General features: G+C 68.9%; 13 protein-coding genes. 5 read left to right on the forward strand and 8 right to left on the reverse strand.

What is annotated here, in order from left to right; all coding sequences use genetic code 11:
* The first annotated feature begins 16 nt into the window (after positions 1-16).
* Complete coding sequence (locus tag R2J76_RS00425) at positions 17-2,611, forward strand: DNA translocase FtsK (RefSeq protein WP_316413805.1); 2,595 nt, start codon at positions 17-19, stop codon at positions 2,609-2,611.
* Positions 2,612-2,619: 8 nt separating this feature from the next.
* Positions 2,620-3,999 (forward strand): C45 family peptidase, encoded by a 1,380-nt coding sequence (locus R2J76_RS00430; RefSeq protein ID WP_316413806.1) that lies wholly within the window; start codon positions 2,620-2,622, stop codon positions 3,997-3,999.
* Here R2J76_RS00430 and R2J76_RS00435 read toward each other — a convergent pair whose 3' ends face one another.
* Positions 4,000-5,007, reverse strand: coding sequence for a hypothetical protein (locus R2J76_RS00435; protein ID WP_316413807.1), 1,008 nt, complete (start codon positions 5,005-5,007; stop codon positions 4,000-4,002).
* A 184-nt stretch (positions 5,008-5,191) separates the two neighbouring features.
* Between R2J76_RS00435 and R2J76_RS00440 the strand changes: the two genes are divergently transcribed.
* Genes R2J76_RS00440 through R2J76_RS00450 form a run of 3 tightly spaced genes read left to right on the forward strand, consistent with a single transcriptional unit; the run spans position 5,192 to position 6,571 of the window.
* Complete coding sequence (locus tag R2J76_RS00440; RefSeq protein WP_316413808.1) at positions 5,192-5,779, forward strand: YceI family protein; 588 nt, start codon at positions 5,192-5,194, stop codon at positions 5,777-5,779.
* A 15-nt stretch (positions 5,780-5,794) separates the two neighbouring features.
* Positions 5,795-6,064 carry a DUF493 family protein gene (locus R2J76_RS00445; protein WP_316413809.1) on the forward strand — a complete coding sequence of 90 codons (270 nt, stop codon included), beginning with the start codon at positions 5,795-5,797 and terminating at the stop codon, positions 6,062-6,064.
* A gap of 9 nt (positions 6,065-6,073) precedes the next feature.
* Positions 6,074-6,571 carry a DinB family protein gene (locus tag R2J76_RS00450; protein WP_316413810.1) on the forward strand — a complete coding sequence of 166 codons (498 nt, stop codon included), beginning with the start codon at positions 6,074-6,076 and terminating at the stop codon, positions 6,569-6,571.
* Between the two features lie 625 nt (positions 6,572-7,196).
* Here the strand turns inward: R2J76_RS00450 and asnS are convergent.
* Genes asnS through R2J76_RS00485 form a run of 7 tightly spaced genes read right to left on the reverse strand, consistent with a single transcriptional unit; the run spans position 7,197 to position 14,499 of the window.
* A complete protein-coding gene (gene asnS, locus R2J76_RS00455) occupies positions 7,197-8,495 on the reverse strand; it encodes an asparagine--tRNA ligase (RefSeq protein WP_316413811.1) in 1,299 nt (432 codons plus the stop codon).
* A gap of 54 nt (positions 8,496-8,549) precedes the next feature.
* On the reverse strand, positions 8,550-9,485 hold the full coding sequence (locus tag R2J76_RS00460) for a chemotaxis protein CheW (RefSeq protein WP_316413812.1): 936 nt from the start codon (positions 9,483-9,485) through the stop codon (positions 8,550-8,552).
* Positions 9,482-11,605: a chemotaxis protein CheA gene (locus tag R2J76_RS00465; protein ID WP_316413813.1), complete on the reverse strand. Its 2,124-nt coding sequence runs from the start codon at positions 11,603-11,605 to the stop codon at positions 9,482-9,484. The genes R2J76_RS00460 and R2J76_RS00465 overlap by 4 nt, the downstream gene beginning before the upstream one ends.
* A 3-nt stretch (positions 11,606-11,608) precedes the next feature.
* Positions 11,609-13,117 (reverse strand): chemotaxis protein CheW, encoded by a 1,509-nt coding sequence (locus R2J76_RS00470; protein WP_316413814.1) that lies wholly within the window; start codon positions 13,115-13,117, stop codon positions 11,609-11,611.
* A gap of 3 nt (positions 13,118-13,120) precedes the next feature.
* Entirely contained in the window at positions 13,121-13,690 is a 570-nt protein-coding gene (locus R2J76_RS00475; protein ID WP_316413815.1) for a hypothetical protein, read from the reverse strand.
* Positions 13,691-13,722: 32 nt separating this feature from the next.
* Positions 13,723-14,079: a response regulator gene (locus R2J76_RS00480; RefSeq protein WP_316413816.1), complete on the reverse strand. Its 357-nt coding sequence runs from the start codon at positions 14,077-14,079 to the stop codon at positions 13,723-13,725.
* A 24-nt stretch (positions 14,080-14,103) separates the two neighbouring features.
* Positions 14,104-14,499, reverse strand: a complete 396-nt coding sequence (locus R2J76_RS00485) for a PilZ domain-containing protein (RefSeq protein ID WP_316413817.1) — start codon at positions 14,497-14,499, stop codon at positions 14,104-14,106.
* Between the last annotated feature and the right edge of the window lie 64 nt (positions 14,500-14,563).

Here is a 14,563-nt window from a genome sequence, read left to right on the forward strand (position 1 = left end):
AGGACGCGTGAAAGGAATGGGCAGGATCCTGCTCAGAGTGCTGGCAGGGGCCTTCGCCCTGGTGATGGGGCTGTCGCTGCTGAGCTACCACCCCCTGGATCCCCATCCCTTTTCCCAGGGCGGCGTGGGCATGCCCATCAACAACCTGTGCGGCACCTTCGGGGCCCTCCTCGCGGGAACGCTGCAGACCCTGGTGGGGGCGGGGGCCTGGCTGGTGCCCCTGTACATCCTTTGGGAATGCTTTCCTTCGGGCGCGACCCTGTGGCCGCGGCGCATCGCGTGGCTGGCCCTGGCCCTTTCGGTGTGGACGCTGCTGGGGGGGCTGGGGCCCCGGCTCTGGCACGGCGAGGCCTCGCAGGTCATCGCGCTGCGCTGGGGGGGCTGGCTGGGCCAGACCCTGTGGCCCCCCTGCCGCAGGCTCCTGGGGCCCGTGGGGCTGCCGCTGGTGCTGGCGCTCCTCGTCGCCCTGGCCCTGGTGCTGCTGGCCCCAGCCCTGACCCGCAGCGCGGGCAACGTCGTCGCGGGCTGGCTGGGGAAGAGCGCCCTGCCCTGGTTCAAGCCGCTGCCCGCGCGGGGCGCGCGCACCTTCATCTCCATGCTCAAGCGGCCCTTCCTGAGGGTGTCGGCCCAGCGGGACGTGCCGGACCTGGACGCCCAGGACGCCCTGGACATGGCGCGGGAATCGGAACGCCGCAGGCAGGAGCAGGAGGGCATCGACGCCCTGGCCCGGGCCGAGGCGGCCTCCGCCACCTACCGCAAGAACAACCGCGGCGGGGAGCTGGACTTCCCCGTCATCCACTCCCTGCACCTGGACGTGGGCCCCGAGGACATCCCGGAGGATCCCGCGATCCTCGTCTCCCTGCCCTACGACACCCCCGCCGAACCGCTGCCGCCGCCGGTGCTCCTGCGCAACCTGCCGCCCCCGCCCCCGCCCAAGGCGCCCCTGGTGGCCGCCAAGGTGGAAAAGGACGCCTACGGCCGCGTGGTGGAGCAGCAGCCCCTAGGCCTCACCGAACCCACCCCCGTGCAGCCCCTGCCGGCCCTGCCGGCGCCCCCTCCCAAGCCCAAGGCCAAGCCCAGGGCGGAGGCCCCCGCGGAGGAACCGGGGCCCGGCATCGTGGACCGCCAGGAGCTCCCGCCCCGGCGCCTTTTCGACCCGCCCCAGGCCGAGCACCGGCAGGACCTGGCCCAGTTGGAGGCGACCCGGGCCCTGGTGCAGTCGAAATTCACGGAGTTCAAGGTCAAGGGCACGGTCACCGGCCTCCAGCCGGGCCCGGTGGTCACCGTCTACGAGTTCCAGCCGGATCCCGGCGTGCCCGTGGCCAAGGTGCTTTCCATGGAGGAGGACCTGGCCCTGGGGCTCCAGGCCGAGAAGGTGCGCATCGACCGCATCCCGGGCCGCAACCTGGTGGGCATCGAGGTGCCCAACCGCCACCGGGAGGTCATCAGCTTCCGGGAGGTGGTGGACAGCCCCGCCTTCCGGGATCCCTCCCAGAAGGACGCGCGGAGCCTGCTCACCCTGGCCCTGGGCAAGGACATGGCGGGCCACCCCGTGGTGGCCGACCTGGCCAAGATGCCCCACCTGCTCATCGGCGGCTCCACCGGCAGCGGCAAGAGCGTGGGCGTCAACGCCATGATCTGCTCCCTCCTGCTCCGGGCCATGCCCGGCGAGGTCAAGCTCATCCTCGTGGATCCCAAGATGGTGGAGCTGGGCATCTACGAGGACATCCCCCACCTGTGGGCCCCCGTGGTCACGGACATGAAGGAGGCCGGCCGCGTGCTGAAGTGGGTGGTCTCCCAGATGGAGGACCGCTACAAGCGCCTGGCCCTGCTCTCGGTGCGCAACCTGGAGGGCTTCAACGCCAAGGTGGTGGAGGCCGGCGGCCAGATCGACATCAGCGACCGCACCCCCAATCCGCGCTGGCCCGAGAGGCCACCGGTCCTGGAGCACCTGCCGTACGTGGTGGTGGTCATCGACGAACTGGCGGATCTCATGATGGTCTGCCGCGCCGAGGTGGAGGAGAGCATCGCCCGCATCGCCCAGAAGGCCCGGGCCGTGGGCATCCACCTCATCCTGGCCACCCAGCGCCCCTCGGTGGACATCGTCACGGGCGTCATCAAGGCCAACCTCCCCAGCCGCCTCAGCTATCGCGTGAACACCAAGATCGACAGCCGCACCATCCTGGATTCCGGCGGCGGCGAGCAGCTCCTGGGCAAGGGCGACGCCCTGTTCCTGGCCCCCGGGAACGCCCGCCCCAAGCGCATCCACGCGCCCCTGCTCACCGAGGAGGAGACGCTGCGCCTGGTGGAATGGCTCAAGGAGCGCGGGCGCCCCGACTACAACCGGGCCCTGCTCTGCGCCATGGAGACCGAGGACGACCTGGCCCTGGGCGGCGGCGAGGATGCCGCCCCCGCCGGGGACGACATCTACGAACGCGCCGTGGCGGTGGTCAAGCGCGAGCGCAAGGCCTCCACCAGCCTGCTCCAGCGCAAGCTGAACATCGGCTACGGCCGCGCGGCCCGCATCATCGACCGCATGGAGGACGAGGGCATCATCGGCGGGGACCGGGGCGCCGGCAAGCCCCGGGAAGTGCTCGTGGGGGAGGAATGACAATGCGCATGCTCATCGCTTTCGCCTGCGTCCCGCTCCTGGCGGCGCCGCTCACCGACGCCCAGAAGGCGCTGTGCGCCAAGGGGAGCCGCTTCGAGCGGGCCGGATGGATCTACCTGCACGTGGAGGGCGGGCCCCGGGCCCGGGGCTTCCAGCACGGGTACCTGCTGGCGCGGGAGATCCAGGGCGGGCTCGTGTCCATCCGCAGGGGGTGGGAGCGGCAGACCGCCACCACCTGGGAGAGCCTGGTGGCCAAGGCCCGGGTGTTCTTCGTGCCGGGCATCGACGCGGAGAACCTGGAGGAGCTGGCCGGCATGGCCGAGGGGCTCGAGGCCGCGGGGGTCGTCACCTCCCGGGACGAACTGGCCGTGTACAACGGATCCACGGAGCTGTCGGGCTACTGGTGGCCCCAGGAGCTGGCGCGCATCCGCGACGACAAGCCGGCGCCCCGCGTGAAGGAATCCTGCAGCGCCTTCATCGCCATCGGTTCGTACACCGCGGGCGGGGAACTGGTGATGGGGCACAACAACATGAGCGGGTTCCAGGATCCCCAGGCCAACGTGGTGCTCGACATCGTGCCCGACAAGGGCCACCGCATCCTCATGCAGGGCGTGCCGGGCTGGATCCACAGCGGCACGGACTTCTTCGTGACCGACGCCGGGCTCGTGGGCACGGAGACCACCATCGGCGACTTCCAGCCCTACGAGGCCGGGGGCGTGCCGGAATTCGCCCGCATGCGCCGCGCCACCCAGTACGCCGACGGCATCGACGCCTGGTGCGCCGTGATGAAGACGGGCAACAACGGCGGCTACGCCAACGCGTGGCTGCTGGGCGACATCAACCGCAGGGAGATCGCGCGCCTGGAGCTGGGGCTTCGCCACGTGGGCTTCGAACGCAAGAAGGACGGCTTCTTCACCGGCTCCAACATCGCCGAGGACCCGAAGATCCTCCGCTTCGAGACCACGACGCGGGAGACCGACATCAACACCTCCAAGGTGGCCCGGCGCCTGCGGTGGCGCCAGCTCATGGCCGAGTACCGCGGGAGGATCGACGTGGAACGGGGCAAGGCCTTCGAGGCGGACCACTGGGACGTCGCCCGCCGCGAAGAGCACCCCGGGGGGCGCACGCTTTGCGGGCATTTCGAGCTGGAGACGGAATCCCCGGGGGACACCCCCTTCGATCCCTCCGGCACCACCGACGGGAAGGTCCTGGACGCGGCCATGGCCCGGAGGATGGCCTTCACCGCGCGCTTCGGCACCGCCTGCGGCCGGCCCTTCGACGCGCCGAAGTTCCTGGCGGAGCACCCGCAGTTCGAATGGCTCACGGGCATCATGCCCAGCCGCCCCACCCAGCCCTGGGTGGAGTTCAGGGCCGGCGAGACGCGCTGATCAGGGGGTCTCGGCCTTGGGCTTGCGGGGCACCACCCAGACGCTGCGGTCCTTCTTCGGGGCCGCGCCGCCGGCGTGGCAGGCCAGGCAGGAGGCCAGGCGAGGGTCCTCCCCGCGCCAGTACGCGCTGGCGGCGCCCTGGGTCTCGGCCCTGCGGGCCTCGGGCACCTGGGGCCAGTAGAAGGTGAGGCGGGGCCGGGCGTCCTTGTCCATTTCCAGGGCGTAGAGGGGGCCCTGTTCGAATCCGGGGCGGCCCCAGCGGTCCTCCAGGGTGCCCATGACCACGAAGGAGCCCGGGGGAAGGGGCTGGCCCTCCCGGTAGGCCTGTTCGGCCTGCGCGTTCACCCACACCCGGATCCAGCGGTTGCCGTGGGGTCCGGATTTCACGGGCTCGGCGTGGAGGGGGCGCAGGGCCAGGTAGTTCAGGGCGCGGAGGGGGGCCTGGGCCTCCGGGTCGCCGGGGGCCTCCACCACGACCGGCGGCGGGGCCGGGGCGGCGGGGGCGGGCCTGGCCTCGGCCAGCTTCGGAGGGGCCACCAGGAACCGGGGAGCCGGGCTCTGGCCCGCCATGACCGCGCCGGAATAGGAGGAGAGGTAGGAGACGAAGCACCAGGCCAGGCCCGCGAGCAGGGCCGGGAATCCGATGCCCTGGTGCTCCTGGCGGCGGCGGTAGAGGGACTTGAGGCACAGGACGCCCAGGACCACGGAGGCCACCCCGCCGATCTCGTGCACCCGGAACAGGTAGGGCAGGCCGGCGGTGGCCGGGCCCCAGTAGGCCCCGCTGGCCAGGTTGCCGTGGGAGCGGGCGAGGTAGAAGCCGCTGGCCACCGCCAGCAGCGATCCCGCGGTGCCGATCCAGGCGAGGTACCGGCAGGTGGTCCACCACGGCCGGATTCCCCGGCCCCCACGCTGGGCCGCGATGATGGGCAGCGGGATCATGAGCGCCGCCGCGATGGGCAGGTGCACGAGGAGGATGTGCTTGCTGGCGATCCAGGCGATCCAGTTCATGGGGCAGGTTTCCTGGGGTCAATAGGAAGTTTTGTATGTATTCTGCCTTGTTTCCAAGATCCGTTCCTTGGGAAATTGAGGTTCCCATCCATTTCCGGTAACGCTCCCTGGGCCGCCTGCACCCAAGGGGTGTCAACAGGGGCTCATTCCCATCCGGGAAGGGTCCCCCCTCCGGGAGTCGACCATGCCATCCCGCATCCTGCTCGCCCTTGTCCTCGCCTCCAGTGCCCTGGCCGCCGGCCCGGGGGTGTTCCGCACGGACACCACCCACACGGTCATCGGGTTCAAGGCCCAGACCCTCCTGTTCGATGTGCCCGGGCGCTTCGACCGGTACAAGCTGGAGGCCACCGGCACGCCCGAGGATCCCCGGGACGCCCGGATCCGCCTGGAAATCGAAACGGCCTCCGTGGACACCGCCAACCCCAAGCGGGACGATCACCTCCGTTCCGGGGATTTCTTCGACGCGGCCAAGTACCCCGCCATCATCTTCACGTCCAGCCGGGTGAGCCGGGAGGGGGACAAGGTGACGGTCCACGGGACCCTGGAGATGCACGGCAAAAGCCAGGCGCTGGATATCCCGTTCCAGGTCAGGGAGGGGATCAACGGGGCCGGCAAGAAGACCTGGTCCTTCCGGGCCACCCTGCCCCTGGACCGGTTGGCCTTCGGCGTGGGGGCCGACAGCATCGCCGCCAAGATCAGCCTCGAGAAGAAGGTGGAGCTCGATCTCATGCTGGTGGGCTTTTTCGAGGAAGGCAAGGCGCCCGCCAAGTGAAGCTATAATCCCGGGATGGACACCTGCCCCCGCCCCGCCCAGGCCTTTCCCCAGAGGGTCCCCCTGAAGGTCATCGGCCGCGGCGCCGAAATGGATCCCGGGGCCATGGCCACCCTCATCCGGGAGCACCTGGGCCCCCAGCCGGAGGCCGACCAGGCCCACGCCACCAACCGCAAGGGCGCCTACACCAGCTTCACCTTCTGGGTGACCCTGCCCCATGACGGGGCGGAGGCGCCCCTGAGGGCCGCCCTCCAGGTGCTGCCGGGCGTCGTGATGCAACTCTAGGAGCCACCCGTGAAACCGACCCTGCGAAGGCCAGGCCCCCTGGGCGCCATGATGGATGAACTGGACCGGGCCGTGCGGGACCTGGTGCAGGTGGTGGCCCCCCTCACCCAGGTGAACTACGACGTGGTGCGGGACCGGGAAACCACGGACGAGGACTGCCGTTCCATCCGCACCGTGGTGAACCACGTGGTGCGCTCGGGCTACGGCTACACGGAGCGCCTGCGGGGAGCCCTGGGCCTGCCCTTCGCCCTGCCCGACTATACGGTGGCCACCCCCCTGGACGCCCTCCACGAACTGCAGACCCTGGCCTCCACCACGGCGGAGACCTTCGAGGGCCGCTGGGACCTCCCGGAGGAGGTGGTGAAAGGCGCCCGCATCACCGCCCGCTCCGGCCGCATCTACGACATGGAACAACTCATCGAGCACGCCATCGTCCACGTCCTCCGCCACCGCCGCCAAATCGAGCGCTTCCTCACCGAATCCCGGTTCAAGGGGGAGCGGAGGTAGGAGGGGGCCGGGGCTAGGGGCTCTCCACCTTGGCTATCACTACCGAAGCCAGCTGATAGTCGTTCCATGTAGACAACGGTCTGGCACCTCAGCCGGAAAGGGTATGAGATCGACGGCTGATCCCCTTCATCCTGTTCATCCCATCTCATCCCCGTTCCCGCAGGGCCAGCGATGAGATGGGGCGGCGCGCAGTTGATCTGCTTGCGCCGACCCATCCCAGCTTTGGCCCTGCGGGAACGGGGATGAAATCAGATGAAAAGGATGAAGGGGATGAACATGCCACCAAGGTAGGCGGCGGGTGGTTAGGAACAACAGGCGGGGTGGGTCGGAAAGCTGGGCCAGGCCACCCTGGGGCGCTGCGAGTGATGCGGAAGGCCGCCGGGTGGCGCCGACGTTGATTTGGGAGGGTGGCTTCGCAGGGCCAAGGCGGGTGTTCCACCACCTGTCGTCCATGGATCACGGCAAGCGCCAGCAGCAGCTCGCTGCTGCGCAGGCGCTACCGTTGGGACGGAGCGCGGGGGCGGGACCGCATGGGCCGGCACGTGCCGGAGGGACCGCGCCGCAAAAGCCCTCAGCCCCCGGCGGGGCATGCCGGGGAAGGCGGAATGTCCGAAAGGCCGCTCTTCTACGGCCGGATGGTGCCCATCATCCGGGGGTACGGGGCGGTTTCGCGGACGTGGGGGAGTTTGCAGATCCATGCCACGGCGCGTTCCAGGCCCAGGCCGAAGCCGGCGTGGGGGACGCTGCCGTACTTGCGGACGTCGAGGTACCACTCGTAGTCGGCGCGCTCGAGGCCCTCGTGGGCGATCTGGTCCAGGAGGTACTGGAGGCTGGAGGCGCGCTCGCCGCCGCCGATGACCTCGCCGTAGCCTTCGGGGGCCAGGAGGTCGGCGCCCAGGGCCAGCTTGGGGTCCTGGGGGTCGGGTTCCATGTAGAAGGCCTTGAAGGACTTGGGGAAGCGGTGCACCCACAGGGGGCGGTCGGTGGCGTTCATGAGGATGGTCTCGTCGTCGTTGCCGAAGTCCTCGCCCCAGTTGATGTCGCTGCCCAGCTCCTTGAGCCGGGTGACGGCCTCGGTGTAGGTCATGCGGTCGAAGGTGGCGTTCAGGGTGGTCTCCAGGGGGGCCAGGTCCCGCTCCAGGATGGCCAGCTCCTCGCGGCGGCCCTCCAGGACCCGCTGGATGATGAACTTCGTCAGGCGCTCGCCCAGGACCATCACGTCCTCCAGGTGGGCGAAGGCCATCTCAGGCTCGACCATCCAGAACTCGGTGAGGTGGCGGCGGGTCTTGCTCTTCTCGGCCCGGAAGGTGGGGCCGAAGCAGTAGGTCTTTCCGAAGGCGGCGAGGCCGGGCTCCTGGTAGAGCTGCCCGGACTGGCTCAGGAAGGCCATCCCCTCGTCGAAGTACTGGGTGCCGAAGAGGTTGGACGTGCCCTCGCAGGCGCTGGGGGTGAGGATGGGGGCGTCCAGGAGGGTGAAGCCGTCGCCGTCGAAGAAGTCGCGGATGGCCTTGGCGATGGTGTGGCGCACGCGGAGGATGGCCCACTGGCGCTTGCTGCGCAGCCAGAGGTGGCGGTTCTCCATGAGGAAGGCGGTGCCGTGCTCCTTGGGGGTGATGGGGTAGTCCACGCTGTCGCCCACGAGGGTGACCTTGGTGGCCAGGATCTCGGGCTCGCCGGTGCGGGGGTGCTGCTGGACCTTGCCCTCCAGGAGGATGGCGGCCTCCTGGGTGAGCCTTCCGGCCAGCTCGTAGCTCTCCGGGTCGGCCTCGGCGGCGCCCACCACGCACTGCACGAAGCCCGAGCCGTCCCGCAGGTCGATGAAGCGCGTCTTGCTGGTGCGGGCGTTGCGCACCCACCCGCGAAGGGCCACGGTCTGGCCGATGTGCTGCTTCAGGTGGCGGATTTCGGTGAGGGGATGGTCCACGATAGGCTCCAGCGATACCCCTCCATCATGGCGCGGTTCGGGCTCCAGCCCAAGTCACCCCTTCCGGCCCAGGTCCCGGAACTTGGATCCGACGATGACCTGGAGGCCGCGGACGTGGTTCAGGACGCGCTCCAGCTTCTGGCGGGCGATGTCCTGGTACTGCAGCTTCTGGATCAGGTCGAAGATCTCGTCCTGCAGGCGCGTCCCCAGGGACTCCATCTGGGCCAGCACCGGCTCCAGGCCCTTCATGTGGCCCAGGCCCGCCTCCTGCTTGAGGCGCACCAGGCCCTGGAAGCCCTTGTCGGTGTCGGCCAGCATGGTCTCGACCCGGTCCAGGACCTTCTCCATCTCCCGCTCGGTGTGGGAGATGGCCTCCTCCATCTGGGGGATGATCCGGCTGGCGTCGGATTCGACCCGAAGGGGGGCCAGGGCGATGAGCTCCTGGAGGCCCGCGTCCAGGGCCTGCTCGGCGTCGTGGTCCTTGGTGAGGCCCAGGCCGTGGGCCCGGGCCGCGTGGAAGGTGGTGATGAGCTCGCTGTCCAGGAGGGCCGTGATGCGCTCGTCCTGGATGATGAAGCCCTGCACCCAGGCCCCGTCGGGCCCGGCCAGGAGGGCGCTTGCGGGCACCATCTGCTCCCGGGAGGCGTCCACCACGGAGGCGACCCGGTCCACCAGGAGCCCCACGTTGCTGGAGGCGCCCATGTCCATGACGATGATGTTGAGGGAGAGGTCGGAGGCCTGGTCCTCCATGCCCATGCGCCGGCGCAGGTTGATGACGGGGATGGACTGGCCGCGCAGGTCCAGGAGGCCTTCCACGCTGCGGGGCATGTGGGGGATCTGGTTCAGGTTGAGGTGGGGCGTGATCTCCGCCACCTGGGCCAGGGGCACGGCGTAGGTGTGGCCGGCCAGCTCGAAACTGAGGTACTGCCCCTCCCGGGCGGCCGCGGCCGCCTCCTGGGGGGGGACCCCGGTCGGCAGGGCCAGGCTCACAGGCCCTCCTGGACGGCGAGCATGAGGAGTTCGGCCGGGTCGAGGATCAGCACCACCCCGCCGTCGCCCATGATGCTGGCGCCGGAGATGCCCGGGAGGCTGGCCAGGTAGGGGGCCAGGGGCTTGATGACCATCTCCTGGCGGCGCAGGAAGGCGTCCACGATCACCCCCATGCGGCGCCCGCCGGTGGAGACCACCACCACGGGCAGCTCCTCGTCCTCCGACAGCTCCACGGTGCCCTGCTTGAAGTGCAGGAGGTCGCTGAGGCGGGTGACGCCCAGCACCTCGCCCCGGAGGTTGATGGCCTTGCGGCGGGTGAGGTGGCTGAGGGTGTCCTTGGGCACCAGGAGGGTCTCCTCCACCGCCGTGCCCGGCAGCGCGAAGACCTGGCCCCCGCTGCGCATGAGGAGCGCGTCGATGATGGCCAGGGTCAGGGGCAGCTTGATGGTGAAGATGGAGCCCCGGCCCACGGAACTGGTGACGGAAACGCTGCCGTTGAGCTTGCGGACGTTGGATTTCACCACGTCCATGCCCACGCCGCGGCCGCTGATGTCCGTGACCTGCTTGGCGGTGGAGAAGCCCGGCAGGAAGATCAGGTTGATGGCCTCGTCGTCGGTGATGCTCTCGGCCTTCTCGGCGGAGAGGATGCCCTTCTCCACGGCCTTGGAGCGGATCACGGCGGGGTTGATGCCCTTGCCGTCGTCCTCGATCTCCACCAGGACGGAATCGCCCTCGTGCCGGGCCCGGAGCACCACGGTGCCCGTTTCCGACTTGCCGTAGCCGGCGCGCACGTCGGGCATCTCGATGCCGTGGTCGGCGCTGTTGCGGATGAGGTGGATGAGCGGATCGCTCAGCTCCTCGATCAGGCTCTTGTCGATCTCGGTGTCCTCACCCACCATCTGCAGCTCGATCTTCTTGCCCGAGGCCTTGGCCAGGTCCCGGAGCATGCGGGGGAACTTGGTGAAGATGGTCTTCACGGGCACCATGCGGATGCCCAGCACCGAGGCCTGGATCTCCTTGCTCACCTGGTCCAGGTACACCGAGGAGCGGCGCAGTTCCTTGACCAGCGCGTCGGCCCCGGGGGTGAGGGTCTCGCCCTCCAGGCGCTCCACGATGTGGGCGATCATGGTCTTGCTGATGATCAGCTCGGCCACGGTGTTCATGAAGTTGTCCAGCTTGACCTGGCTCACCCGGATGGTGTCGTTGACGTTCTTGCCGGTGTCCTGGGCCTTGCGGGCCTCGGCCACGGGCCCGGCGGCGGGGGCGTCCGGGGCCTCGGCGGCGGCCGGCTCCGGGGCGGCGCCCAGGGCCAGGTCGAAATACTCGATGGTCACGTACTTGACGCCGTCGAAGAGCTTGCGCACCGAATCCGGGGTTTCCGAAGGCGTGAGCAGGAGCAGGAGCCCCAGGGGCAGCTCGGCGGGGTTGAAATGGTCCAGGTCCAGGTAATCCATGAACTTGGACGAGTGGATCATGCGGCCGACGAGGTCGACCATGGAGATCATGGAAAGGGGGTTGAAGGGGGTGCCGAGCACCTCGGGCAGGAGGCGCACCTTCAGGGCCATGACGGGCACGCCCTGGGCCAGGGCCTCCTCCGCGGCCTGGACGGCCTCGATGTCCATGCCCTCCAGGCCGGGGGGGATCAGCAGGCCCTGGGCGCGGGCCGGCGCGGGCGCCGCCGCGGGGGCCTGGGCCTGGGCCGCGGGCTTGCCGCCGCCCTTGAGGGCCTCGAGGCGGGCGATGAGGCCCGAGGTGTCGGGGTCGGCGGGGGCCCCCTGCTTGCGCAGGTTCACGGCCACGTCGTTCACCAGGACCTTGAGGGTGTCCTCGGTCTCGAAGAGCACCTCCATCACCTCGGGGCTCACCTTCATGCGGCCCTTGCGCAGGTCGTCCAGGATGTTCTCGCCGATGTGGGCCAGGGCCTGCACCTTGGCCAGGCCCAGGAAGCCCGAGGCGCCCTTGATGGTGTGCACGGACCGGAAGATGGCGTTGAGGATCTCCAGGTCGCCGGGGGATTCCTCCAGGGTGAGGAAGTTCTGCTCGATGAGCTCGAAATGCTCGCCGGCCTCGACGAGGAAGTCTTCGTAGAAGCTGGGGTCGTCCAGGGAGAATTCGCTCATGGTTCAGCCCTTTTTCTTTCCCTGGAAAACCTGGAGCTGCTGGCCTTCCACATCCGTGAGGAGGCGCTGCACGTTGAGCAGGAACACGACGCCCTGGTCCGTGCGGGCCACCTTCTCGATGAAAGCGTTGGCGCCCACGGACGTCACCCGGGGGGGCTCCTCCAGCCGCCTCTGGTCCACGGACTTCACCTCGTCCACGGCGTCCACCACGAGCCCCGTGGAGACCCCGCCGATGGGGGTGATGACGATGCGGGAGAGGTTGGTGGCCTTCTGGCGCTCCAGGCCGAAGCGCTCGCGCAGGTCGATGACCGGCATCACCTCGCCCCGGAGGTTCAGGACGCCTTCGATGAAGGAGGGCGCCCGGGGCACGGGGGTGATGTTGCTGACCATGATGATCTCCCGCACCTCGTGGAGGCGCAGGGAGTAGGCTTCGGGGCCCAGGCGGAAGACCACCAGCGGCAGCTCGAAGCTGTCGGCGTGCTCCTCCTTGGTCTCCTTGATGAGGCTGGTGCTCATGGCCGCGATCTTGGCCTGGTCCTCGCCCGTGATGATGTCGAGCACCTTCAGGAGGCTCACCATGCGGTCGGAGCGCACCACCACGCCCTCCAGGTCGCGGCTTTCGCGCTCGCTGAGGGTCTGGGGGGGCGGGAGGATCTCCTCCTCCTTGATGCGGATGATCTCCTGGATGCCGTCCACCACGATGCCCAGCTTGGCCTGGCCGAAGCTGAGGAGGATGACCATGTCGCCGGCGGTGGGGTTCTCGGCGGGCTCCACCTGGAGGAGCTGGATGAAGTCCAGGAGGGGGAGCACCTGATCCCGCAGGCAGATGACGCCCAGGACGTAGGGGGGCGCGTCGGGCACCTTGGTGATGGTGGGGATCTCGATGATCTCCTCCACCAGCTTGAGGTTGATGCCGAAGGACTCCCGGCCCAGGGTGAAGGTGACGTAGGGGAGCTCGTCCTCCACCAGCTCGGCCGCGGCGTCCTGGGACATGAAGGTGGAGGCGCCCGCGGCGGTGTCGGCCAGGGCCTCCCGGTGGCCGAATTCCGCCGAGTCCAGGATCTTCTCGAGGTTGATGAGGGTGATGAGGCGGTCGCCGGTGGTGACCATGCCCGCCAGGTACTCGCTGCGCACGCCGGCCACCAGGGGCGGGGTGTCGCGCAGGGTGAAGTCGTCGAGCTTGACCACCTCCGCCACGGAATCCACCATGAGCCCCGTGGGCTGGCCGGCCAGGCCCAGGATGATGATGCGGGTCTTGTCCGTGGGGGGCTTGGGGGGCAGGTGGAAGCGGAGCCGGCTGTCCAGCACCGGGATGATCATGCCCCGCAGGTTCACGACCCCCAGCACGAAGCTCGGTGCCCCCGGCACCGGCGTGATGGCGGTGCGGGGGGTGATCTCCTGGACCCGGTCGATGTCCAGACCGAATTCCACGCCGTCCAGGGTGAAGGTCACCAACTGGCCGGAGGGGACGAACTCATGGGCCTGCCTGGCCGTCGCTTCAGCTGTCGCCATGGGTCATTCCTTCGTCTGCCGGCGTTTGAATTCCTCGATCACCGAATCGGCGTGGGATTTCTTCTCGTCGGGGGTGGTGCCGGTGGTGGCGATGGTGCGGCTGATGGAGGCCCGCTCCCCCTCGCTCTTCAGGCCCGTGCCCAGGAGGTCCACGATGTAGTCGTGGATCTGGCGCAGGTGGTGGACGATCCGCTCGAGCTTCTGCCGGGTGATGTCCTGGAACTGCATGAGGTCCATGGCCTCGTAGACCTTGTCCTGGATGTCCTTGCCCGCGCCCATCACCTGGCGGATGGCCTCCTGCACCCCGGGGTCCTGGGCGGCCGGGTGGGCCATGAGCCCCGTGATGAGGGTCTGCTGCTGGCCCACCAGGGTGCTGATGAGATCCAGCTGGTCCATGACCTTGTTGGTCTCCCGCTCCGTGACGGCCGTGACCGCGTCCAGCTCGGAGATCACGTGGCCCTGGGGGTCCGGAGCCGGGGCCTCCGGCGCCTTGGCGGGGGCCGCCTCCTTCTTGCCCTTGCCGGGCTTGGCCGGCGCGTTCTTCATGAGGGCGTCGATTTCGGACTGATCCATGGTGCCTCCCCTAAGGAGTGGGTCTGGGAGGTCTAGCCGAGCAGGGACTCGATCTTTTCCTTGAGCGTCTCGGGCGTGAAGGGCTTGACCACGTAGTTGTTCACGCCGGCCTGGAGGGCCTGGACGATGTCCTCCTTGGCGGCGTTGGTGGTGACCATGAGGATGGGGATCGTGGTGTTCTGGCCGCGCACCGTCTGAACGAACTCCAGGCCGTCCATCTCCGGCATGTTCCAGTCGGTGATGATCATCTCCACGCCGCCCTGGCCGAGCTTCTCCAGCCCCGCCTTGCCGTGCTCCCCTTCCACCACGTCGGTGTAGCCGATGCGGGAGAGGGTGTTGATGATGATGCGGCGCATCGTCGAAGAGTCGTCAACGATTAGGATCTTCAAGGGAGCTCCTTTTTGGTCAATATCCTACTTCTCTTCCGCCGTTGCTGCGGCCTCGATGAATTTCAGGAGGGCCGCTTGGTCATCCGGATACACGTTGAGGAATTTTACCCCAAGTTCATATTCCCCGCTTTCCAGGTGTTCCACCCGGACGACTTTCCCCACGGCCACCAGGGGCCTGAGATCCGCGTCGGCCGCCGGGCCGAAATGGTTCTGGTGCCTCCCCCATCCGGGAACCCGGATTTCCAGCTTCAGGAGTGTTTCAAGGGGCAGCTCCCGGGGGGAGTTCAGCAGGAGGCCGCCGCCGGAGATGTCCCCGTAGCTGCTGGTGGAGGGCTCCGGCTCCCGGGCGAAGGACAGCTCCTGGAAACCCACGGTGGCCCCCATGGGGATTCTTCGGTAGTTTCGGCGTTCGGAGGACATGGGAGCGTTCCTATGCTTGAGGATCGGAGGCAGGGAATCCCGGCTTGAATTTGCGTCGGAGTAG

The sequence above is a fragment of the Mesoterricola silvestris genome, assembly GCF_030295405.1.
GTDB classification, from domain to species: domain Bacteria; phylum Acidobacteriota; class Holophagae; order Holophagales; family Holophagaceae; genus Mesoterricola; species Mesoterricola silvestris.